Consider the following 21,482-nt stretch of genomic DNA (forward strand, 5'->3'; position numbering starts at 1 on the left):
GGCGCCCTCTGCGTTGTTACGGAGCGGAAGATAACGGATTGGAATGGTTGCGCCCGGCGCTCTTGATCCACAGCCAGGAGCCGTTCAGCGCGATCAACGTCAGAATGACGTACTCCAGCGCCATCGCGTAAACGCCCTGGTAAGCGAAGATCGCCACGCTGATGACATCGATCACCACCCACAGCAGCCAGTTTTCCACGTACTTGCGCGTCATCAGGATCATCGCCACGATGGACAGCACCATCATCGCCGAATCCCAGAACGGGAAGGCGTCCGGCTGCAGCGTCGGCATCTGTACGTTCAGCCCCAGCCCTTGCATCACCGCCACCGCAATCTGCGTCAGCCAGGCGAACACGCGGTCGATGTTAAAGGTCATCAGGCCAATGCCGATGACGCACACCGCCGCCCAAGCCAGCGCTTTCGGCAGCGGCAGCCAGCGGATCTGCAGCTCAGCCTGATTATCCTGCGTCTGGCGGCTCCAGGCATACCAACCGTAAATATTGGCGCCGAAGAAAAACAGCTGCAGCAGCAGGCTGGCGTACAGCTGGATCTGGAAGAAAATCACCGCGAACAGCGTGACGTTGATCAGGCCGAACAGGTAGTTGACGATTTTTTCCTTGCTGGCGTACCAGATGCACAGCAATCCGAACAGCGTGCCGATGGCTTCGATCCACGACAGATCGTAACCGCCCGCGCCAAGCGGAATGTGCACCAGAATATTGCTGGTACTGAAGAAGCTCATGAGGTCATCCTTTTAAACGGTTAAGCGTTGCCTTTAACCTGCATCTTAAGCTGAGCGGCGAAATCCAGCATGCGGTTCAGCGGCACCAGCGCCTTTTCACGCAGCGCGGCGTCCACGTGGATCTCATGCTGTGCGCCCCCCTGCTCCAGACCTTCGGCAATCGCCTTCAGGCCATTCATCGCCATCCACGGGCAATGCGCGCAGCTGCGGCAGGTCGCGCCTTCTCCGGCGGTCGGCGCTTCGAACAGCTCCTTGTCCGGACAGGCCTGCTGCATCTTGTAAAAGATACCGCGATCGGTAGCGACGATCAGCTGTTGATGCGGCAATGTTTTCGCCGCCTGAATCAACTGGCTGGTAGACCCCACCGCATCCGCCAGCTCGACCACCGCCTGAGGCGATTCGGGATGCACCAGGATAGCCGCCTGCGGATAGAGCGCCTTCATGCGCCGCAGCGCCTGGGTCTTGAACTCGTCATGGACAATGCAGGCGCCTTGCCAGCACAGCACGTCAGCGCCGGTCTGCTTCTGCACGTAGCTGCCGAGATGGCGATCCGGCGCCCAGATAATTTTCTCGCCCAGACTATCCAGATGCTCGATCAGTTCGACGGCGATGCTGGAGGTCACCACCCAGTCGGCGCGCGCTTTGACCGCCGCCGAGGTGTTCGCATAGACCACCACGGTGCGATCGGGATGGCTATCGCAAAACGCATGGAACTCCTCTTCCGGGCAACCCAGGTCAAGCGAACATTCGGCAAACAGGGTCGGCATCAGCACCTGTTTTTCCGGGCTGAGGATCTTGGCGGTCTCCCCCATGAAGCGCACGCCGGCCACCAACAACGTGGAAGCCGGATGGGCGCTGCCGAAGCGCGCCATTTCCAGCGAATCCGCCACGCAGCCACCGGTTTCTTCCGCCAGCGCCTGGATTTCCGGATCGGTATAGTAGTGGGCGACCATCACCGCATTGCGCTGCTTGAGCAAGGTTTTGATCTTTTCGCGATAAAAGGCTTTTTCCGCTACGTCCAGCGGTACCGGTTTGGGCGGGAAAGGATACACCGCCGCGTTGACATCAAACATTTCACTCATCGCTGCAATCTCATGCTAGGCTGGGCGCCTGCCATTTGAATATCGCCTGCCGCAACGCCCTTGGTTTTATATACTAAACAAAATACCTAAAATTGCGCGAAAAGTCCGCTGATATTTTCAAATTTGCGCACTTAGTGTTTAATGGATTAAAAATACTGGAATGAGCCGCGCAGAACACTGCGGATAATGGCCTGGCGAAGACGCATAACGCCCAGGGAAGACCCGGATGCCGATTAGCGCAGAGTTGAAACGAGAAAGCAGGGATTCAGGTTGGGGTGCTGCAGAGGCGAAAAAAGCGCCAAAAGGCGCTTTTTTCTGAATTGGTGGGTCGTGCAGGATTGATTCGGCCTGTGGCCTCACCCTGTGGGCAACGCTGCGCGTTGTCGTATCGCTGCGCGATGCTCGAACCTCTACGGTTCTCATCCTGCACAACTCGGTAAACTCTGTTGGCAAGAGGATAAGTCAGGTTTGGGTGTTACAGAAACGAAAAAAGCGCCAAAAGGCGCTTTTTTCTGAATTGGTGGGTCGTGCAGGATTCGAACCTGCGACCAATTGATTAAAAGTCAACTGCTCTACCAACTGAGCTAACGACCCGCAGTGTGGTGGGTGATGACGGGCTCGAACCGCCGACCCCCTCCGTGTAAAGGAGATGCTCTACCAACTGAGCTAATCACCCACTGCTGTGGTACTGCTATTTTTCACATCCTGCTCTATCAAAGAGTGGTGGGTCGTGCAGGATAACTCGGCCTTTGGCCTCGCCCTTGCGGGCCATCACCGGGGTGATGTTGTCTCGCTTCGCGAGACTCGAACCTCTACGGTTCTCATCCTGACGATTTAACACCTTGCTCTATCAAAGAGTGGTGGGTCGTGCAGGATTCGAACCTGCGACCAATTGATTAAAAGTCAACTGCTCTACCAACTGAGCTAACGACCCACTGATGTGGTTTACTGCTGATGGCGAATAGGCTACAAAAACCGACTCGCGGAAAACAAGGATGGGGATGTTCAGGACAACTCGACGGGTACTCGACTCGGACCTTTACTTTGCCACATCAAACCGATTCTGAAGCTGCCATTCTCGAAGAATGGTGGGTCGTGCAGGATAACTCGGCCTTTGGCCTCGCCCTTGCGGGCCATCACCGGAGTGATGTTGTCTCGCTTCGCGAGACTCGAACCTTTACGGTTCTCATCCTTTACGATTCTCTATCGCAGCCATTCTCGAAGAATGGTGGGTCGTGCAGGATTCGAACCTGCGACCAATTGATTAAAAGTCAACTGCTCTACCAACTGAGCTAACGACCCATAACAGTGGTGGGTGATGACGGGCTCGAACCGCCGACCCCCTCCGTGTAAAGGAGATGCTCTACCAACTGAGCTAATCACCCACTGTTGTGGTTACTGCTACTTCAGAAATTGGTGGGTCGTGCAGGATTCGAACCTGCGACCAATTGATTAAAAGTCAACTGCTCTACCAACTGAGCTAACGACCCAATTTCCCTGCCGCTTTAACATCTTGCAAGATGTCTTGGCAACGGCGGCATATATTACTAATTTATCTTGGCAGCGCAACCTAAATTTTTTACCGATGCGTTCAACTGCTTGTTCTTCACGCGAATGAGCCCAGAAATCGGTCAAATCGACTAACTTCTGGGCTCATTTTTCTAACCGTTAACCGCCTACGCGACTTTTCGCCTGCTTGGCCGCCGCACTGGTTGGGTATTGTTTAATCACCTGCTGGAACACGGCCTTGGCTTTATCGGCCTGCCCTTTTTCCTGCATGATGATACCCACCTTGTACATGGCGTCCGGCGCCTTCGGTGATTTAGCGTAATTCTTCACCACCACCGCAAAATAATAGGCCGCATCGTCTTTTTTACCCTTGTTGTAGAACAACTGGCCCAGCCAATAGTTGGCGTTGGGCTGGTAAGTAGACTTCGGGTACTGTTTTACGAAGGACTGAAAGGCGGAAATCGCCTGGTCATACTGTTTTTTTTCCAGCGCCAGAGAAACAGCGGCGTTGTAGTCGCTGTTCTCATCACCGCCGCTCGGCGTTGCAGAAGCGGCTGCAGGCGCGCTGCTGCCCGCATCGGAAGATGCGCCTGCGGCTGCCCCGCCGGCAGCGCCCGCTGCCGCAGAGGCGCTCTGAGCGCCGCCCTGGCTGAGGCTATCCATCTGTTGATAGATTTGCTTCTGGCGTTCAACGACCTGATTCAACTGATACTGGCTTTCCTGGATTTGCCCACGGAGAGAATCAATGTCGCGTTGATTGTCAGAGAGTTGTTGCTGGAGTTGGTTTAAAAGCTGGCCTTGAGCATTGCTGATGCGCTCAAGCGAGGTGACGCGGTCTTCGACCGAGCCGGAGCCGACATTACTGATTGGCGCTTGGGCAGTAGCGGCCCAAGGGGCCGCTACGCCAACCAGTAACGACAGACTCAACAGGTGACGTCTGAAGTTACTGTTCATGCGATTCTCTTAGTAAACCAGAACGGCACGACGGTTTTTAGCATAAGCCGCTTCGTCGTGGCCCAGTACTGCTGGTTTTTCTTTACCGTAAGAAACGATAGAGATCTGGTCAGCGGAAACGCCTTTACCCTGCAGGTACATTTTAACGGCGTTAGCACGACGCTCACCCAGAGCGATGTTGTATTCCGGCGTGCCGCGTTCGTCAGCGTGGCCTTCAACGGTCACTTTGTAAGACGGGTTGTTACGCAGGAATGCAGCGTGCGCGTCCAGCATCTGAGCGAATTCGGAGCTTACGTCATACTTGTCCAGGCCGAAGTAAACGATGTTGTTCTTCTGCAGTTCTTGCATCTGCAGACGAGCTTGTTCTTCGGAAGACAGGTTGCTGCTGCCGTTTTCCATACCAGTGCCGGCGCCAGCGCCCATACCAGATTGGTCGTTGTTCGCGCTTTTGTTAGAACTACAAGCTGCTACAGCCAGAACTGGCAGTGCCAGCAGAAGCCCTTTCAGCACTTTGTTCAGTTGCATTTCTTTGATCCTTTTATAGTTTGCCATACATATTTACACATGCATCACAGATACGGCGACCAGGCAGGGAATTTGACCTGTCCATCAGTTGCCGGAAGACGCGCTTTGAAACGCCCATCAGTTGACACCAACTGCAGCACGGAGCCCATACCTTGCGTGGAGCTATAGATCACCATGGTGCCGTTTGGCGCAATACTAGGCGTTTCATCCAGGAAGGTGCCGGTCAAAACCTGAACGGCGCCTGATCCAAGATCTTGTTTGGCGATGTGTTGTGCACCACTGTTGGTGCTGACCATCACCAGGAATTTACCATCGGAGCTGACTTCAGAATCCTGGTTCTGAGAGCCTTCCCACGTCAGACGCTGTGCGGCACCGCCGCTGGCGCTGATTTTATAAATCTGCGGACGCCCGCCCTGGTCGGAGGTAAACGCCAGAGACTGGCCATCCGGGAACCAGGTCGGTTCGGTGTTGTTGTTGCGGCCATCGGTCAGTTGCGTGATCTGGCCGGAGCCGAGGTTCATCACGTACAGGTTCAGGCTGCCGCTCTTGGACAGCGCGAAGGCCAGCTTGCTGCCGTCCGGCGAGAACGCCGGCGCACCGTTGTGGCGCGGGAACGAAGCGATCTGGCGGATGGCGCCGTTAGCCAGGGTTTGCACCACCAGCGCGGAACGGCCGCTCTCGAAGGTCACGTAAGCCAGTTTGCTGCCGTCCGGCGACCAGGCCGGCGACATCAGCGGCTCAGGCGAACGGTGCACCGTGAACTGGTTGTAACCGTCGTAATCCGCTACGCGCAGCTCGTACGGGAATTTCCCGCCGTTGGTCTGCACCACGTAGGCGATACGGGTGCGGAACGCGCCCTTGATGCCGGTCAGCTTCTCGAACACTTCGTCGCTGGCGGTATGGGCGGAATAACGCAACCACTGTTTGGTCACTTTATACTGGTTCTGCGCCAATACGGTGCCCGGCGAACCCGAAGTATCCACCAACTGGTAGGAGATCAGGTAGCTGCCGTCGGCGCCAGGTTGAACCTGACCGACCACTACGGCGTCGATGCCCAATGCAGTCCAGGCCGCCGGCGTCACTTCAGACGCGGAGGTCGGTTGCTGCGGCATGCGCGCCACGTCGATAGGGTTGAATTTGCCGCTGTTGCGCAGATCCGCGCCGACAATCTTGCCGATATCTTCCGGCGGCGTGCCTGGGCCCGCCCATTTAAACGGCACCACGCCAATCGGACGAGCGGAGTCGACCCCTTGGGTGATTTCAATGCGAACTTCCGCGTGCAACACGGACGCCCACAGAATTAAAAAACCTAGCGCTACTCGAAATGCCTGCTTCATCTCATCTCCCTTATCCAGGCGGGATGCCTGCGATAAATTAGCAGAATTTTAACAAACCAACTCACGTAAAACTACATAATCCCTGTTGGTTACCTTAGTACATCCCTGTGATATTACTCAGCTCAAACAACCATTATTGCGGCTTGAACGTAAGGGGAGCATTCTTAAACACCTCATACACCGCCTGGCTTGGCGGTTTAGGGATCTTCGCCTGTTTCGCCGCGGCTATCGCCGCCTGACACAGGGCCGGATCGCCCCCTTCAGATTTTACGTCTACCAGAAAACCGTCCGGCGCCAGCTTGATTCGCAGGTCACATTTACGGCCCTTGTACAGATCCGCATCGTAGAACTTGCTTTGAATCGCAGCGGTAATCTGGCCAAGATAGCCATTGATTTCCGCCCCGCTGGCCCCAGCCGCTTTGGCATTGCCCTGGCCAGCCGGTTTACCGTCACCCTTCTGCTTGCCACCACCTTTCGGCGCGTTCTTGCCGTCCGCCAGGCCACCAAACAGGTCATCAACTTCCGCCGATTGCTTCGCAGCCTCGGCGGCGGCTTTTTTCTTCTCTGCAGCCGCTTTCTTGGCTGCCGCAGCTTTCTCAGCGGCGGCCGCTTTCTTCTCTGCCTCGGCGGCAGCCTTCTTCTCGGCTTCCGCTGCGGCTTTTTTCTCGGCTTCAGCAGCCGCTTTCTTCTCCGCGGCCTCTGCAGCTTTTTGCTCTGCGGCAGCGGCGGCGGCTTTCTTCGCCTCTTCCGCCTGTTTCTTGGCGGCGGCAGCGGCGGCCGCTTCTTTCTTGGCTTCCGCTTCGGCTTTCTTCTGCGCGTCCGCCTGCGCCTTGGCGACCTTGTCCGCTTCGGCCTTCGCCTTGGCGGCGGCGGCTTCGGCGACCTTCTGTTGCTCTTTGGCTTTCGCTGCGGCGGCTTCCGCCGCTTTTTGCTGCTCGGCGGCCTGCTTCTGCTGCTCCGCCGCCTTCTGCTGTTGCTCAGCCTGCGCCTTGGCGTTCTGCGCGGCTTTCTCCTGCGCCGCCAAACGCTCTTTCTCCAGCTCTTTCAGGCGCTGCTGCTGCTCCGCCTGCTTCTGCTGAAGCTCTTCGGCCTGTTGCTCCGCTTTTTTCTGGCGCTGCTTCTCGGCACGCTGCGCATCGTTGCTCTGCTGCTGCTGGCGGTTGTACTGCTCCACCACCGCGCCGGGATCGACCATCACCGCGCCCACTACAGAACCATCGCCGCCGCCGCCGGCGCTCATGTCGACCTTTTCCTGCAGCGATCCCCAAATCAGCAGGGCAATCAGTATGAAGTGCAGAACGACCGAAACAATAACGGCGCGGTTCAGCTTATCGTTTTGCTCAGTTGCCTTTACCAAAATAGATTCCCAAAAACTGGTGTTGCTTATACGGGGTTCCTGGGCCGCAGCGCAGGAACCGGGTTGCCGTTCGCCTTACGGTCAGATCGGCTGGGTCATCAGCCCCACGGAAGCCACGCCCGCCTGATGGAGAATATTCAATGCCTTGATAATCTCATCGTAAGGGACTTCCTTCGCACCGCCGATCAAAAAGACCGTTTTCGGGTTAGCCGCCAAACGCGACTTGGCTTCGGCCGCGACTTGTTCAGGCGGCAGCAGCTCCATACGGTTGTGATCCACCACCAGGGTGTATTGACCTACGCCGGAAACCTCGAGGATCACCGGCGGATTGTCATCGCTGGACACCGTTTTGGAATCGGTGGCGTCCGGCAGGTCAACCTCCACGCTCTGCGTGATGATTGGCGCAGTTGCCATAAAGATCAGCAGCAGCACCAGCAACACGTCGAGCAGCGGAACGATGTTAATTTCGGACTTCAGCTCGCGCCGACTACGTCCACGTACTCTCGCCATGCTACCTCCTACTTATTTGCTGTCGCTGGAGAAGGCCTGACGATGCAGAATAGCGGTGAACTCTTCCATAAAGTTGTCGTAATTCTGCTCAAGCTTGTTGACGCGCTGGTTGAGACGGTTATAGGCCATTACCGCCGGGATGGCGGCGAACAGACCGATCGCGGTGGCGATCAGCGCTTCGGCGATACCCGGCGCCACCATCTGCAGCGTGGCTTGCTTCACCGCGCCCAGCGCGATAAAGGCGTGCATGATCCCCCACACGGTGCCGAACAGGCCGATGTACGGACTGATCGAACCGACGGTGCCGAGGAACGGAATATGGGTTTCCAGCGTTTCCAGCTCGCGGTTCATCGAAATGCGCATCGCACGCGACGCCCCTTCGATCACCGACTCCGGCGCATGGTTGTTGGCGCGGTGCAGGCGGGCGAACTCTTTGAAGCCGGAATGGAAGATCTGCTCGGAACCGGTCAGGCTATCGCGACGCGCCTGACTTTCCTGGTACAGACGGGAAAGCTCGATACCGGACCAGAATTTGTCTTCAAAGGCTTCGGCGTCACGCGTCGCCGCATTGAGGATGCGGGTGCGCTGAATGATGATCGCCCAAGAGGCTACCGAGAAGCATATCAAAATCAACATGATAAGCTTAACCAGCAGGCTCGCCTTCAAGAATAAATCTAGGATGTTCATGTCAGTCACTGCTTAAACTCCGCGACAATAGACTTAGGAAGCGCTCTTGGCTTCATTTGGTGTGGATCAATACAGGCAATCAGGACATCTGCCTGGCTCAGTAGGGCCCCGTCAGAATTGACAATGCGTTGAGCAAACGTGAGAGAAGCCCCGCGCAGAGAGGTGATTTCACTCTGGACCTCCAGTTGCTCGTCGAGACGAGCCGGAGCCAGATAATCCACCGTCATGCGCCGGACGACAAAAGCGACTTGTTCACTGAGCAGCTGCTGTTGATGAAAGTTGTGCTGACGCAGCATCTCTGTGCGCGCTCTTTCAAAAAAGGCGACGTAGCGGGCGTGATAGACCACACCACTGGCATCGGTATCCTCGTAGTAAACGCGAACCGGCCATCGAAACAACGTATTACTCACTCTACTTCCCAGCAATGCAATTTAACGCTGCTACTATACGCAAGACAGATCGGGTTGGGAATGGGTTACAAGATGGGAATGAAAATAATTATGGGCCGTGAGGGCCCATAACGTGGGGACATCGGGGAGATTATAAAGAAACGTAAAGTAATCCTGCGCACAAGATCACAATTGCAGGAAGCGGCGCGAAAAAAGCGCGCCAGACGCTGCGCTGCGGGCGGAATCCGAAGCCGTGGATCACTCCGGCGCAGACGGCCCAAATCAGCAACAGCCCTTCCCAAATCTCCAGCGAGCTGGTTTTGGCGGCGAAACGCGTCGGATCCCAGAACACGCACCCCGCCAAAATCAACGCCAGCGCCAGGGAAAGGGCCCGAACCGGGCCCTTGTCGGTGACAGCGTACAGCTTGTCAATCACGGACGAGCTCATTACTTACCGTCTTGCTGAGCTTTGGTCGCTTCGCTCTGCTCAAGCGCCAGCGCCGTGATGATGCCGAAGGCGCAGGCAAGAAGCGTTCCGAGAATCCAGGCAAAATACCACATGGTTTAGCTCCTTATCCTTAGTACAGCGAATGCTTGTTGTTTTCGATGTAGTTCTTGTCGAGACGACCGAACATTTTGTAGTACGACCAGCTGGTGTACGCCAAAACGATAGGCACGAAAATCGCCGCCACGACGGTCATCACTTTCAGCGTCAACAGGCTCGACGTCGCGTCCCACATGGTCAGGCTGACGTTAGGCACGGTGCTGGACGGCATCACGAACGGGAACATGGTGACCCCGGCGGTGAGGATGACGCAGGCGATGGTCAGCGACGAGGTGACGAACGCCAGCGCGCCTTTCTCCAGGCGCGAGAACAGGATGGTGAACAACGGCAGCACTACGCCCAGTGCAGGCAAAGCCCACAGCAGCGGATACTTGTTGAAGTTGATCAGCCATGCGCCGGCCTGATGCGCCACTTCTTTACGCAGCGGGTTGGATTCCGCCATGGTGTCCAGCGCCGAAGTGATCACGTAGCCGTCAATGCCTTTCACCAGCCACACGCCCGCCAGCAGGAAGCATACCGCCATGATCAGCGTCGCGATCTGCGCTGCGGCGCGTGACCGCAGGTGGATCTCGCCGGTGGTGCGCATCTGCAGATAGGTCGCGCCCTGAGTGACCAGCATGGTCAGACTGACCACGCCCGCCAACAGACCGAACGGATTCAGCAGCTGGAAGAAGTTGCCGGTGTAGAACAGACGCAGGTACTCGTCCACATGGAACGGCACGCCCTGCAGCAGGTTGCCGAACGCCACGCCGAACACCAACGCAGGCACGAAGGAACCGATGAAGATGCCCCAGTCCCACATGTTGCGCCAGCGGCTGCTCTCCAGTTTGGAACGGTAGTCAAAACCGACCGGGCGGAAGAACAACGCCGCCAGCACCAGGATCATGGCGACGTAGAAGCCCGAGAAGGCCGCTGCGTAGACCATCGGCCAGGCGGCGAACAGCGCGCCGCCGGCGGTGATCAGCCACACCTGGTTACCGTCCCAGTGAGGGGCGATGGAGTTGATCATCACCCGGCGCTCGGTATCGGTTTTACCGATGATGCGCACGAGGATGCCGACGCCCATGTCGAAACCGTCGGTGACGGCGAAGCCGATCAGCAGTACGCCAACCAGCACCCACCAGATAAATCGCAGTACTTCATAGTCAAACATACGTGGACTCCTGTTTAGCGCGCTTCCTGCACGGCGGCAGTCGGTTGTTCAAAGTGGTAGCGGCCGGTTTTCAGGCTGCTTGGACCCAGACGCGCAAACTTGAACATCAGGTACATTTCAGCCACCAGGAACAGGGTGTACAAGCCGCAAATCAGCCCCATCGAGAACAGAATGTCGCCCGCGGTCAGCGAAGAGTTGGCGACTGCGGTCGGCAGCACCTCACCAATCGCCCACGGTTGACGGCCGTATTCCGCCACGAACCAGCCGGCTTCCACCGCGATCCACGGCAGCGGCAAGCCATACAGCGCCGCACGCAACAGCCATTTTTTCTGGCCGATGCGGCCGCGCACCACGCTCAGGAAGGACAGACCGATAATCAGCAGCATCAGCACGCCACAGGCCACCATGATGCGGAAGGCGAAGTACAGCGGCGCCACGCGTGGAATGGAGTCCTTGGTCGCCTGCTGGATCTGCGCTTCCGTCGCGTCGCTGACGTTCGGGGTATAACGCTTCAGCAGCATGCCGTAGCCCAGGTCTTGCTTGGTTTTGTTGAATTCCGCACGCACCGCAGGATCGGTATTGCCGCCGCGCAGCTCTTCCAGCAGCTGGTAGGCTTTCATGCCGTTGCGGATGCGCACTTCATGTTGCGCCAGCAGATCTTTCAGGCCGGTGACCTGAGTGTCGGTGGAACGCGTGGCGATCAGGCCAAGCGCATACGGGATCTGAATAGAGAAGGAGTTTTCCATCTTGTCCTGATCGGGGATGCCGAACAGGGTGAAGGACGCCGGCGCCGGCTGGGTATCCCACTCCGCTTCGATGGCGGCCAGTTTGGTTTTCTGTACGTCGCCCATTTCGTAACCGGATTCGTCACCCAGCACGATCACCGACAGCACCGCAGCCATGCCGAAGCTGGCGGCGATGGCGAAGGAGCGTTTGGCGAAAGCGATGTCGCGGCCCTTCAGCAGGTAGTAAGCGCTGATGCCCAGCACGAACATGGCGCCGGTGGTGTAGCCTGCGGCCACGGTGTGAACGAATTTCACCTGCGCAACCGGGTTAAGCACCAACTCGGAGAAGCTGACCATCTCCATGCGCATGGTTTCGAAGTTGAAATCCGACGCGATCGGGTTCTGCATCCAGCCGTTGGCGACCAGGATCCACAGCGCGGACAGGTTGGAGCCGAGGGCCACGAACCAGGTTACCGCCATGTGCTGCACCTTGCTCAGACGATCCCAGCCGAAGAAGAACAGGCCGACCAGCGTCGATTCAAGGAAGAACGCCATCAGACCTTCGATAGCCAGTGGGGCCCCGAAGATATCGCCGACGTAATGAGAGAAATATGACCAGTTAGTCCCGAACTGGAACTCCATGGTCAAACCGGTGGCCACACCCAGAGCAAAGTTAATCGCAAATAACTTTCCCCAGAATTTGGTCATGTCTTTATAGATTTGTTTGCCAGACAGGACATATACCGTTTCCATAATTGCCAGCAAGAACGCCATACCGAGCGTTAATGGGACAAATAAGAAATGGTACATCGCCGTTAAAGCAAACTGTAAGCGCGACAGTTCGACAATATCAAACATCTTGACTCCTTGCTCCTCGCAGGAAGACTCCGACACGCGGTTATCGGCACGCTTCTTTCAAAGCCGCCAGTAACGCCCCGCAGTGAATGCCCTTAAACACAACAAATTTGATCCAGCTTCTCCGCTTTCAACCGCACACTCGGCCAATAGCCCGCACGGGCCGTCGACAAGCACGCCACTGAAAACCGACAACGGGTAACAAATGCAACAAGATCAACCATCCATAATCACAACATGGATGATACTCGCCCAATCCCACACAATAAATAGGTTTTTACGTGACGTGGGTTGGACTTTTGGTTACAGGTCAAATCTTAGCCGAAAGAGGTACTTCGGCCTAATTTGATCTGAGACAATTTAAGCCTATCCGCATATTATTTCCATATTCATCAGCACATTTCGCATAATTTTCTTAGGGTCATGTTGCGCAATGGTTTAATTGTTTTTTAATGATATTTTTGTGTTAAATAAATGTAATTCAAAAGAGCCGCCATTGTATTATTACGCACTTATTATGCGACATAATTAACCTTTTATTTCCAATAAGCCGTGACAGTGATAGCAGTCACAAAACAACAAATCTCTCTCCAATATTAGTCTATTTCTCGCAATGGGATCGTAAAGGTTGCGATTTTGTAGCAAAATGACCACTTATGTTAAAATTGCATTGAGTGACAATAACTTATGAAAAAAATCATCTTTGCCTCTGTCTTGGGACTCTCGGGAAACGCCATGGCCGCCGAAACGGTAAATATCACCCTGTTGGGCACCTCCGATCTGCACGGCACTTTCGTGCCCTGGGACTACGCCAGTGACACGGAAAACCTGGCGGGCAGCCTGAGCCAGATAGCCACCCAGGTCAAAAAGGTGCGTGCCGAACAGCCCAACCTGATTCTGGTGGACGCCGGCGACACCATCCAGGGCAACTTCGTCGAAACCTTCAAACAGGAGGCCATCAGCCCGATGATGCTGGGCCTCAACGCGCTTGACTACGACGTTTGGGTGATGGGCAACCACGAATTCGACTTCGGTCTGCCGGCGCTGGCCACGTCGCTCAAACAGTTTAAAGGCGCGGCGCTGGCGGGCAACATCGTCTGGGACAGCGGCAAACCTTATCTGCCGGCCTATACCATCCTCGAACGCCAGGGCGTGAAGATCGGCATCATCGGCATGGACACGCCGATGACTGCAGAATTCGCCAAGGGCACCGATCGCATCAAAGGGCTGAACTTCACCGATCCGGTACAGGCGGTGAAACAGGTCATCAGGCAGATCGACGGCCAGGTCGACGCGATCGTGCTGGTCGCGCATATGGGCATCGACAACGAGAACCAGCGCCCCGGCACCGGCGTGGCGGACATCGCCAACGCCAACCCGGAGCTGGCGGCGATCGTCGCCGGCCACATGCATGTGAAAATCGACAAAGCGGTGGTGAACGGCGTCATCATCACGGAGCCGGATAAGTACGGTCGCGCGCTGTCACGCATTGACCTGCAATTTGAACGCCGCGATGGCAAATTCACGCTGATCGACAAAAACAGCTACACCTATTCCATCAAGGGGCTGGCGCCGGACAGCGCCATGCAGGCTCTCTACCAGCCGTATCATGACATTTTGCGCGCCAACGCCAACCGAGTCGTGGCGAAGCTGAGCGGCAGCGATCTGGTGCCTGCCGACGAGTTCCGCGGCATTCCTCAGGTACACGTTCAGGATACCGGCATCAGTGAGTTATTTCAGCAGGCCGCCCGTCACTATGCACCGCTGGCGCAGGTGATCGCCCTGCAGATCGACAACGATCGCGCCAAACTGGATGTCGGCGACATCAAGGCCAAGGATATCGCCTTTAACTACCAATACGCCGGCGGCGAGATCACCGTTTATCAGCTCAACGGCAAAGCGCTTAAACGCTACATGGAGTGGTCTGCCGATTATTTCAATCAGCTGCAGCCGGGCGACGTCACCTACAGCTTTAACCCGGCGCGGCGCTCGTCCAAATATTCCACCAACGATTTCTTCGACGGCGTCACTTACACTATCGATCTGCGTCAACCGGCCGGTTCACGCATCATCAGTCTGCGCCTGGCAGACGGCACGCCGGTCACCGATGACATGCCGATCCGCCTGGGCATGAACAGTTACCGTATGGGCCATCTGACGCAGAAGGGCGGCGCGCTGGAGGGGCAATCCTTCCCGGTGCTGTTCGACAGCAAAGCGCAATACGGTGAAGAAGAAGGCACCATTCGCAACCTGACTCTGCGCTACCTGACGGAAGTGAAACACGGCCAGTATCAGAGCGTGCCGCCGCAGCGCTGGAAACTGGTTGGCATGGAAGGATACGAACCGCAGCGGGCGATCGTCAAACGGCTGCTCAATGAAGGCGTTATCCAGGTGCCGACCACCGACGACGGGCGCTACACCAACGTCGCCTCGATCAACGTCAAAGACGCGCTGTTCAACAATGCCGACGATTACCGCACCGCCCTCACCTCGCTGGAGCAACAGCGGCAAACCGCCGCGGATCCGGTGCGGCAGCGCCGCCTGCAGGATCGGATCGCGCTGATCAAGGCGCTCAACGATTTCTGATCTTCCCCCATAAAAAAGGCCACCCAATGGGTGGCCAAACATGTCGAGATAGTGTTATTTCGTACTCAATGCTTAGCGCTTCAGCACCGCTTTTACCGCGTCGCCGATGTCCGCCAGGCTGCGAACGGTTTTCACGCCCGCCGCTTCCAGCGCAGCAAACTTCTCGTCCGCCGTGCCCTTGCCGCCTGCGATGATGGCGCCCGCGTGGCCCATACGCTTGCCTTTCGGCGCGGTTACGCCGGCGATGTAGCCGACAACCGGTTTGGTGACGTGTTCTTTGATGTAAGCTGCCGCTTCTTCTTCAGCGCTGCCGCCGATCTCACCGATCATCACGATCGCTTCGGTCTGCGGATCCTGCTGGAACATCTTCAGGATATCGATGAAGTTGGAGCCCGGGATCGGGTCGCCGCCGATGCCCACGCAGGTGGACTGGCCCAGACCGGCATCGGTGGTTTGTTTCACCGCTTCATAGGTCAGGGTGCCGGAGCGGGAAACGATGCCCACTTTGCCCGGCAGGTGGATGTGGCCAGGCATGATGCCGATTTTGCACTCGCCCGGGGTGATCACGCCTGGGCAGTTCGGCCCAATCATGCGCACGCCGGCTTCGTCCAGCTTCACTTTCACAGTCAGCATGTCCAGGGTCGGGATGCCTTCGGTGATGGTGATGATCAGTTTGATGCCGGCATCGATCGCTTCCAGAATGGAGTCTTTGCAGAACGGCGCTGGAACGTAGATGACGGAGGCCGTCGCGCCGGTCGCTTCAACCGCTTCGCGCACGGTGTTGAACACCGGCAGACCCAGGTGCTGAGTGCCGCCTTTGCCCGGGGTGACGCCGCCAACCATTTTGGTGCCGTAAGCGATAGCTTGTTCGGAGTGGAAAGTCCCCTGGCTACCGGTGAAGCCCTGGCAAATTACTTTGGTGTTTTTATCGATTAAGATGGACATTATTTACCCTCCACTGCTGCAACAACTTGCTGAGCCGCATCAGTCAGGCTGGTCGCAGCAATGATATTCAGGCCGCTGTCCGCCAGTTTCTTGGCGCCCAGTTCGGCATTGTTCCCTTCCAGGCGCACAACGACCGGGACGTTAACGCCCACTTCAGCCACTGCGCCGATGATGCCGTCAGCGATCAGATCGCAACGTACGATACCACCGAAGATGTTAACCAGAACCGCTTTCACCTTGTCGTCGGACAGGATGATTTTGAACGCTTCGGTCACGCGCTCTTTGGTCGCGCCGCCGCCAACGTCCAGGAAGTTGGCCGGTTCGCCGCCGTGCAGTTTAACGATGTCCATGGTGCCCATCGCCAGACCGGCGCCGTTCACCATGCAGCCGATGTTGCCGTCGAGGGCAACGTAGTTCAGCTCCCACTGAGCCGCACGGGATTCACGCTCGTCTTCCTGCGAAGGGTCACGCATTTCACGCAGTTCAGGCTGACGGAACAGGGCGTTGCCGTCGGCGCCCAGTTTGCCGTCCAGGCACACCAGATCGCCCTGCTTGGTGATCACCAGCGGGTTGATCTCAACCATCGCCAGGTCGCGCTCCAGGAACAGCGTCGCCAGACCCATGAAGATCTTGGCGAACTGGCTGACTTGCTTGCCGGTCAGGCCCAGTTTGAAGGCCAGCTCACGGCCCTGATAAGGCTGTGGACCCGCCAGCGGATCGATGGTCATTTTGTGGATCAGTTCCGGGGTTTCTTCCGCCACTTTCTCGATTTCCACGCCGCCTTCGGTAGACGCCATGAATACGATGCGACGGGTCGCGCGGTCTACAACGGCGCCCAGGTACAGCTCTTTATCGATGTCGGTCGCCGCTTCTACCAGGATCTGGTTAACCGGCTGGCCCAGCGCGTCAGTCTGGTAAGTCACCAGACGTTTGCCCAACCAGGCTTCCGCGAAGGCACGGATATCTTCTTTGCTGTTGACGACTTTAACGCCGCCCGCTTTACCGCGGCCGCCAGCATGAACCTGACATTTCACCACCCACGGGCCGGAGCCGATTTTGGATGCGGCTTCTTCTGCTTCACGCGGAGTGGTACAGGCGTAACCGGTTGGTGCCGGCATGCCATACCGAGCAAACAGCTGTTTTGCCTGATATTCGTGTAAATTCATGATGTTCTATCCATTCAGTTCTGAAGGTTTTTAGCCGGACCATTATTACGCGGTAAACCGCATGGTTTTCCGGCCACATAGCACAGAGTGCGGGCGCGGCATGCCGCGCCCGGCAAGGGTTACTAGACGTCCAGCAGCAGACGAGCCGGATCTTCCAGCATCTCTTTGACCGTCACCAGATAACCGACGGATTCTTTACCGTCGATCAGGCGGTGGTCATAAGACAGCGCCAGATACATCATCGGCTGGATCACCACCTGACCATTGACCGCCATTGGGCGATCTTTGATGGCGTGCATGCCCAGGATGGCGCTCTGCGGCGGGTTGATGATCGGGGTGGACATCAGGGAGCCGAATACGCCGCCGTTGGTAATGGTGAAGTTACCGCCGGTCAGCTCTTCCACGGTCAGTTTGCCGTCGCGGCCCTTAACGGCCAGCTCTTTGATTTTCTTCTCGATGTCAGCCATGCTCATGGCGTCCACATCGCGCAGTACCGGCGTCACCAGGCCGCGCGGAGTAGAAACCGCGATGCTGATGTCGAAGTAGTTGTGGTAAACCACGTCGGAACCGTCGATCGACGCGTTCACTTCCGGGAAACGCTTCAGCGCTTCAACCACCGCCTTGATGTAGAAGGACATGAAGCCCAGACGCACGCCGTGGCGTTTCTCGAAGGCTTCGCCGTACTGCTTGCGCAGATCCATGATCGGCTGCATGTTGATTTCGTTGAAGGTGGTCAACATCGCGGTGCTGTTTTTCGCTTCCAGCAGACGCTCGGCGACGCGTTTGCGCAGGCGGGTCATCGGCACGCGTTTTTCGCTGCGGCCGGCCAGAGCAGGCTGCGGCGCGGCTTCAGCGGCGGCTGGTTTGGCAGCGGCGCCGCCTTTGGCCAGGTGCGCTTCCACGTCTTCACGCGTAATGCGGCCACCCACGCCGGTGCCTTTGATGGCGCCGGCATCGAGATCGTGTTCAGCAATCAGGCGGCGAATCGCCGGGCTGAGCGCGTCATTGCTTTCTTCTTCCAGGCTCGCGGTCGCGCGCTGTGCAGGCGTGGCTTCTTTCTCCTGGCTCTTCTCAGCGGTCGGCTTGCCGGAGCTGTCGCCCGGACGGATGCGGCCGAGCAGCTGGCGAGACAGTACGGTCGCGCCCTCTTCTTCCACGATAGCATCGAGAATACCCGCTTCACTGGCCGGCACTTCCAACACCACTTTGTCGGTTTCGATTTCAACCAGGACTTCGTCACGCTGAACGCTGTCGCCCGGTTTCTTGTGCCAGGTGGCTACGGTCGCATCGGCAACCGATTCAGGAAGGTCAGGAACCAGAATATCTACGCTACTCATTTAGCTTTCCCTTAAGTTTTTTATCATCTGCTTGCCGGCCCCTCGGCCGGCAAGCGAGCGAACATTAGTCAATATTCAGCGCATCATTCACCAGAGCCTGCTGCTGCTTCTGGTGTACGGACATATAACCCACCGCCGGAGAGGCGGAGGCCGGACGTCCTGCGTAACGTAAAGAAGCCCCGAACGGCACCACTTCACGGAAGTTGTGTTGGCTGCAGTACCAGGCGCCCTGGTTCAGCGGCTCTTCCTGACACCAGACGAAGTCATGCACGTGCGAGTATTGCTCCAGCACGGCTTGCACGGCCTGATGCGGGAACGGATACAGCTGCTCGATGCGCACGATGGCCACGTCTTTCTGCTCGTTCTTGCGACGCTGTTCCAGCAGGTCGTAGTAAACCTTACCGGAGCACAGCACGACGCGCTTGACCGCTTTCGGATCCAAATCGTCGATCTCGCCGATCGCCGGCAGGAAGGTGCCGTTGGCCAGCTCGTCCAGCGAAGAGACCGCCAGCGGATGACGCAGCAGCGACTTCGGCGACATCACCACCAGCGGACGACGCATACCGCGCAGCGCCTGACGACGCAGCATGTGGTAAACCTGCGCCGGCGTGGACGGGACGCACACCTGCATGTTCTGCTCAGCGCATAGCTGCAGATAACGTTCCAGACGCGCGGAGGAGTGCTCTGGGCCCTGGCCTTCATAGCCGTGCGGCAGCAGCATCACCAGGCCGCACATACGGCCCCATTTTTGCTCGCCGGAGCTGATGAACTGGTCGATAACAACCTGCGCGCCGTTGGCGAAGTCGCCGAACTGCGCTTCCCAGATGGTCAGCGTGCGCGGTTCCGCCGTGGCGTAGCCGTATTCGAACGCCAGCACCGCCTCTTCAGACAGCACGGAGTCCCAGACCTTGAATTCGCCCTGGCCGCTGTGGATATTCGCCAGCGGAACATAGACCGAACCGTTTTTCTGGTTGTGCACCACCGCGTGACGGTGGAAGAAGGTGCCGCGGCCGGCGTCTTCGCCGGAGATGCGGATTGGAATGCCTTCATCCGCCATGGTGGCGTAGGCCAGCGTTTCGGCGGCGCCCCAGTCGAACGGCTTGTTGCCCGCCGCCATCTCGGCGCGGTCAGCGTAGATTTTCGCCACGCGTGACTGCATTTCGATCGCTTCCGGCACGGTGCTGATGCGGCGGCCCAGTTCCTGCAGACGCTTCATCTCAACCTTGCTCGGGTACTCTTCGTCCCACTCGTGGTTCAGGTACGGCGACCAGGTGAAGGAGTGCAGATTCATCGGACGCCATTCTTCAACCACACAATCGCCGCGGTCGAGCGCATCACGATACAGGTTGACCATTTCCGTGGCATCTTCCAGGCTGGCCACTTTCTGTTCGGTCAGAATGTCAGCGTAGATTTTGCGCGGCGTAGGATGTTTCTTGATCTTCTGATACATCACCGGCTGGGTGGCGCTCGGCTCATCGGCCTCGTTGTGCCCATGGCGACGGTAGCAGACCAGATCGATCATCACGTCACGCTTAAAGGTGTTACGGAAATCCAACGCCAGGCGAGTGACGAAGGCCACGGCTTCCGGATCGTCCGCGTTAACGTGGAAGATCGGCGCCTGAACCATTTTGGCGATGTCGGTGCAATATTCGGTAGAGCGCGCATCCAGCGGGTTGGAGGTGGTGAAGCCAACCTGGTTGTTGATGACGATGCGCACGGTGCCGCCCACTTCGTAGCCGCGAGCCTGAGACATGTTCAGGGTTTCCTGAACCACGCCCTGGCCGGTAATGGCGGCGTCGCCGTGGATGGTGATCGGCAGCACCATGTTGCTGCGCGCTTCGTCCAGACGATCGCGACGGGCGCGAACCGACCCCATGACCACCGGGCTGACGATCTCCAGGTGCGACGGGTTGAACGCCAGCGCCAGGTGAACCATGCCGCCTTCGGTTTCCACGTCGGAGGAGAAGCCCTGGTGATATTTCACGTCACCGGTGCCGAGGTGTTCTTTATGCTTGCCGGCGAATTCGTCGAACAGGTCGGCCGGCTTTTTGCCCAGCACGTTGATCAGCACGTTCAGACGGCCGCGGTGGGCCATGCCCAACACCACTTCACGCGTGCCGTTCTTGCCGGCGTGGCGCACCATCTCTTTCAGCATCGGCACCAGCGCGTCGCCGCCTTCCAGCGAGAAGCGTTTGGCGCCCGGGAATTTGGCGCCCAGGTAGCGTTCCAGGCCTTCCGCAGCGGTCAGCTCGTTCAGGAAACGGCGTTTTTCGTCGGCGGTAAAGCTGGCGCGCCCCACTACCGACTCGATGCGCTGCTGGATCCAGCGTTTCTCTTCGGTGTTGGTGATGTGCATGTATTCAGCGCCGATCGAACCGCAGTAGGTCTGCTTCAGCGCGGCGTACAGATCGCCCAGCTTCATGGTTTCTTTGCCGATGGCGAAAGAGCCCACGTTGAAGGTTTCCTGGAAATCGGCTTCGGTCAGGTTGTGGTAAGCGGGCTCAAGGTCAGGAACTTGCTCACGCTGCCACAGGCCGAGCGGATCGAGGTTGGCATGCTGATGTCCGCGGAAGCGGAAGGCGTTGATCAGCTGCAGTACCTTGACCTGTTTGGCGTCGGTTGCCGGATCGGTGATGGTGGTGTTGTAGCGCGCGGAGTCTTTCGCCAGGCGGCGGAAGTAGTCGCGCGTTTGAGAGTGGAGCTGATCGGGTTTGACACCCGCGGTTGGTAGCTGTTGAAAAATGGAACGCCAGCTATCTTCAACGGAACCCGGATCGGTTAAGAAATCTTCATAGAGCTGCTCTATGTAAGACTGGTTCGCGCCCGCCAGATAGGAGGAATCCAGCCAGGCCTTCATTGCGCCGTTCTGCATCATGATCCCTTAAGCTTTGAAGCTTTAGTTTTCGCCGTGGTTAACATAATTACCGTGATGAATACGGTTTGCCGTAAAACGGTTCACTCGACGTACTTGCGGCCATGACGGCCCGATACGTTCTGTTATGGACCTTGCGGTCCCTTACAAGGAACCTCTAAAAACCGGCGGAAGAACCAGGCTGCA

At 57.4% G+C, this 21,482-nt stretch carries 18 protein-coding genes, 6 tRNA genes and 3 other RNA genes; 1 reads left to right on the forward strand and 26 read right to left on the reverse strand.

Going from position 1 to position 21,482, the window contains the following annotated elements; translation table 11 throughout:
• Positions 1–16: 16 nt before the first annotated feature.
• The 22 genes from pnuC to cydA form a co-directional block, all read right to left on the reverse strand.
• Complete coding sequence (gene pnuC / locus ITX55_RS08765) at positions 17–742, reverse strand: nicotinamide riboside transporter PnuC (RefSeq protein WP_033652339.1); 726 nt, start codon at positions 740–742, stop codon at positions 17–19.
• Positions 743–762: 20 nt separating this feature from the next.
• Positions 763–1,824: a quinolinate synthase NadA gene (nadA, locus tag ITX55_RS08770; protein ID WP_015376982.1), complete on the reverse strand. Its 1,062-nt coding sequence runs from the start codon at positions 1,822–1,824 to the stop codon at positions 763–765.
• A 321-nt stretch (positions 1,825–2,145) separates the two neighbouring features.
• Positions 2,146–2,268, reverse strand: a non-coding RNA gene (locus ITX55_RS08775) — RtT sRNA.
• Between the two features lie 74 nt (positions 2,269–2,342).
• A tRNA-Lys gene (locus ITX55_RS08780) sits at positions 2,343–2,418 on the reverse strand.
• Between the two features lie 6 nt (positions 2,419–2,424).
• A tRNA-Val gene (locus ITX55_RS08785) sits at positions 2,425–2,500 on the reverse strand.
• 45 nt (positions 2,501–2,545) lie between these two features.
• Positions 2,546–2,669: non-coding RNA, RtT sRNA (locus ITX55_RS08790), on the reverse strand.
• A gap of 13 nt (positions 2,670–2,682) precedes the next feature.
• A tRNA-Lys gene (locus ITX55_RS08795) sits at positions 2,683–2,758 on the reverse strand.
• A 152-nt stretch (positions 2,759–2,910) separates the two neighbouring features.
• Positions 2,911–3,035, reverse strand: a non-coding RNA gene (locus tag ITX55_RS08800) — RtT sRNA.
• Between the two features lie 15 nt (positions 3,036–3,050).
• A tRNA-Lys gene (locus ITX55_RS08805) sits at positions 3,051–3,126 on the reverse strand.
• Positions 3,127–3,133: 7 nt separating this feature from the next.
• Positions 3,134–3,209 (reverse strand) — tRNA-Val (locus tag ITX55_RS08810).
• A 29-nt stretch (positions 3,210–3,238) separates the two neighbouring features.
• Positions 3,239–3,314: transfer RNA gene (locus ITX55_RS08815), tRNA-Lys, on the reverse strand.
• Between the two features lie 178 nt (positions 3,315–3,492).
• The gene (gene cpoB / locus ITX55_RS08820; RefSeq protein ID WP_004939852.1) at positions 3,493–4,287 is read right to left on the reverse strand and encodes a cell division protein CpoB; all 795 of its coding nucleotides are present in this window, start codon (positions 4,285–4,287) and stop codon (positions 3,493–3,495) included.
• A 9-nt stretch (positions 4,288–4,296) separates the two neighbouring features.
• Complete coding sequence (gene pal, locus ITX55_RS08825; protein ID WP_004939853.1) at positions 4,297–4,812, reverse strand: peptidoglycan-associated lipoprotein Pal; 516 nt, start codon at positions 4,810–4,812, stop codon at positions 4,297–4,299.
• Positions 4,813–4,856: 44 nt separating this feature from the next.
• Positions 4,857–6,149 (reverse strand): Tol-Pal system beta propeller repeat protein TolB, encoded by a 1,293-nt coding sequence (gene tolB / locus ITX55_RS08830; RefSeq protein WP_004939856.1) that lies wholly within the window; start codon positions 6,147–6,149, stop codon positions 4,857–4,859.
• A gap of 133 nt (positions 6,150–6,282) precedes the next feature.
• Positions 6,283–7,506 carry a cell envelope integrity protein TolA gene (tolA, locus tag ITX55_RS08835; protein WP_223085003.1) on the reverse strand — a complete coding sequence of 408 codons (1,224 nt, stop codon included), beginning with the start codon at positions 7,504–7,506 and terminating at the stop codon, positions 6,283–6,285.
• Between the two features lie 81 nt (positions 7,507–7,587).
• Positions 7,588–8,016, reverse strand: a complete 429-nt coding sequence (tolR, locus tag ITX55_RS08840; protein WP_004939859.1) for a colicin uptake protein TolR — start codon at positions 8,014–8,016, stop codon at positions 7,588–7,590.
• A gap of 12 nt (positions 8,017–8,028) precedes the next feature.
• Positions 8,029–8,712 carry a Tol-Pal system protein TolQ gene (gene tolQ, locus ITX55_RS08845; RefSeq protein WP_004939862.1) on the reverse strand — a complete coding sequence of 228 codons (684 nt, stop codon included), beginning with the start codon at positions 8,710–8,712 and terminating at the stop codon, positions 8,029–8,031.
• Positions 8,709–9,113: a tol-pal system-associated acyl-CoA thioesterase gene (gene ybgC, locus ITX55_RS08850; RefSeq protein WP_004939863.1), complete on the reverse strand. Its 405-nt coding sequence runs from the start codon at positions 9,111–9,113 to the stop codon at positions 8,709–8,711. Before ybgC ends, tolQ begins: the two co-directional genes overlap by 4 nt.
• A gap of 130 nt (positions 9,114–9,243) precedes the next feature.
• Positions 9,244–9,540, reverse strand: a complete 297-nt coding sequence (gene ybgE, locus ITX55_RS08855) for a cyd operon protein YbgE (RefSeq protein ID WP_033641067.1) — start codon at positions 9,538–9,540, stop codon at positions 9,244–9,246.
• Positions 9,540–9,653, reverse strand: coding sequence for a cytochrome bd-I oxidase subunit CydX (cydX, locus tag ITX55_RS08860; RefSeq protein WP_004939868.1), 114 nt, complete (start codon positions 9,651–9,653; stop codon positions 9,540–9,542). The genes ybgE and cydX overlap by 1 nt, the downstream gene beginning before the upstream one ends.
• Positions 9,654–9,670: 17 nt before the next feature.
• On the reverse strand, positions 9,671–10,810 hold the full coding sequence (gene cydB / locus ITX55_RS08865) for a cytochrome d ubiquinol oxidase subunit II (protein ID WP_015376980.1): 1,140 nt from the start codon (positions 10,808–10,810) through the stop codon (positions 9,671–9,673).
• A 14-nt stretch (positions 10,811–10,824) separates the two neighbouring features.
• Positions 10,825–12,393 carry a cytochrome ubiquinol oxidase subunit I gene (cydA, locus tag ITX55_RS08870; RefSeq protein WP_004939873.1) on the reverse strand — a complete coding sequence of 523 codons (1,569 nt, stop codon included), beginning with the start codon at positions 12,391–12,393 and terminating at the stop codon, positions 10,825–10,827.
• Positions 12,394–13,077: 684 nt separating this feature from the next.
• Between cydA and ITX55_RS08875 the strand changes: the two genes are divergently transcribed.
• On the forward strand, positions 13,078–14,976 hold the full coding sequence (locus tag ITX55_RS08875; protein ID WP_223085005.1) for a bifunctional UDP-sugar hydrolase/5'-nucleotidase: 1,899 nt from the start codon (positions 13,078–13,080) through the stop codon (positions 14,974–14,976).
• 72 nt (positions 14,977–15,048) lie between these two features.
• On the opposite strand, the gene sucD is transcribed toward ITX55_RS08875, so the two are convergent.
• The 4 genes from sucD to sucA all read right to left on the reverse strand — a co-directional run bounded on the left by sucD (position 15,049) and on the right by sucA (position 21,296).
• Entirely contained in the window at positions 15,049–15,921 is an 873-nt protein-coding gene (sucD, locus tag ITX55_RS08880) for a succinate--CoA ligase subunit alpha (protein WP_004939878.1), read from the reverse strand.
• On the reverse strand, positions 15,921–17,087 hold the full coding sequence (gene sucC / locus ITX55_RS08885) for an ADP-forming succinate--CoA ligase subunit beta (protein ID WP_015376978.1): 1,167 nt from the start codon (positions 17,085–17,087) through the stop codon (positions 15,921–15,923). The genes sucD and sucC overlap by 1 nt, the downstream gene beginning before the upstream one ends.
• Positions 17,088–17,209: 122 nt before the next feature.
• Positions 17,210–18,424, reverse strand: coding sequence for a 2-oxoglutarate dehydrogenase complex dihydrolipoyllysine-residue succinyltransferase (gene odhB, locus ITX55_RS08890; protein ID WP_033642197.1), 1,215 nt, complete (start codon positions 18,422–18,424; stop codon positions 17,210–17,212).
• 64 nt (positions 18,425–18,488) lie between these two features.
• Positions 18,489–21,296, reverse strand: a complete 2,808-nt coding sequence (gene sucA / locus ITX55_RS08895) for a 2-oxoglutarate dehydrogenase E1 component (protein ID WP_033644215.1) — start codon at positions 21,294–21,296, stop codon at positions 18,489–18,491.
• Positions 21,297–21,482 lie beyond the last annotated feature (186 nt).

The sequence above is a fragment of the Serratia sp. EWG9 genome, assembly GCF_019913725.1.
GTDB lineage: Bacteria > Pseudomonadota > Gammaproteobacteria > Enterobacterales > Enterobacteriaceae > Serratia > Serratia ureilytica.

Excerpts from the sequence above, each read along its gene's own strand:
- ybgE (WP_033641067.1), bottom strand. The coding sequence starts at position 9,540 with ATGAGCTCGTCCGTGATTGACAAGCTGTACGCTGTCACCGACAAGGGC.
- tolB (WP_004939856.1), bottom strand. The coding sequence starts at position 6,149 with ATGAAGCAGGCATTTCGAGTAGCGCTAGGTTTTTTAATTCTGTGGGCG.
- ITX55_RS08875 (WP_223085005.1), top strand. The coding sequence starts at position 13,078 with ATGAAAAAAATCATCTTTGCCTCTGTCTTGGGACTCTCGGGAAACGCC.
- nadA (WP_015376982.1), bottom strand. The coding sequence starts at position 1,824 with ATGAGTGAAATGTTTGATGTCAACGCGGCGGTGTATCCTTTCCCGCCC.
- sucC (WP_015376978.1), bottom strand. The coding sequence starts at position 17,087 with ATGAATTTACACGAATATCAGGCAAAACAGCTGTTTGCTCGGTATGGC.
- cydB (WP_015376980.1), bottom strand. The coding sequence starts at position 10,810 with ATGTTTGACTATGAAGTACTGCGATTTATCTGGTGGGTGCTGGTTGGC.
- cydX (WP_004939868.1), bottom strand. The coding sequence starts at position 9,653 with ATGTGGTATTTTGCCTGGATTCTCGGAACGCTTCTTGCCTGCGCCTTC.
- sucD (WP_004939878.1), bottom strand. The coding sequence starts at position 15,921 with ATGTCCATCTTAATCGATAAAAACACCAAAGTAATTTGCCAGGGCTTC.
- cydA (WP_004939873.1), bottom strand. The coding sequence starts at position 12,393 with ATGTTTGATATTGTCGAACTGTCGCGCTTACAGTTTGCTTTAACGGCG.
- tolR (WP_004939859.1), bottom strand. The coding sequence starts at position 8,016 with ATGGCGAGAGTACGTGGACGTAGTCGGCGCGAGCTGAAGTCCGAAATT.
- pal (WP_004939853.1), bottom strand. The coding sequence starts at position 4,812 with ATGCAACTGAACAAAGTGCTGAAAGGGCTTCTGCTGGCACTGCCAGTT.
- sucA (WP_033644215.1), bottom strand. The coding sequence starts at position 21,296 with ATGCAGAACGGCGCAATGAAGGCCTGGCTGGATTCCTCCTATCTGGCG.
- odhB (WP_033642197.1), bottom strand. The coding sequence starts at position 18,424 with ATGAGTAGCGTAGATATTCTGGTTCCTGACCTTCCTGAATCGGTTGCC.
- cpoB (WP_004939852.1), bottom strand. The coding sequence starts at position 4,287 with ATGAACAGTAACTTCAGACGTCACCTGTTGAGTCTGTCGTTACTGGTT.
- pnuC (WP_033652339.1), bottom strand. The coding sequence starts at position 742 with ATGAGCTTCTTCAGTACCAGCAATATTCTGGTGCACATTCCGCTTGGC.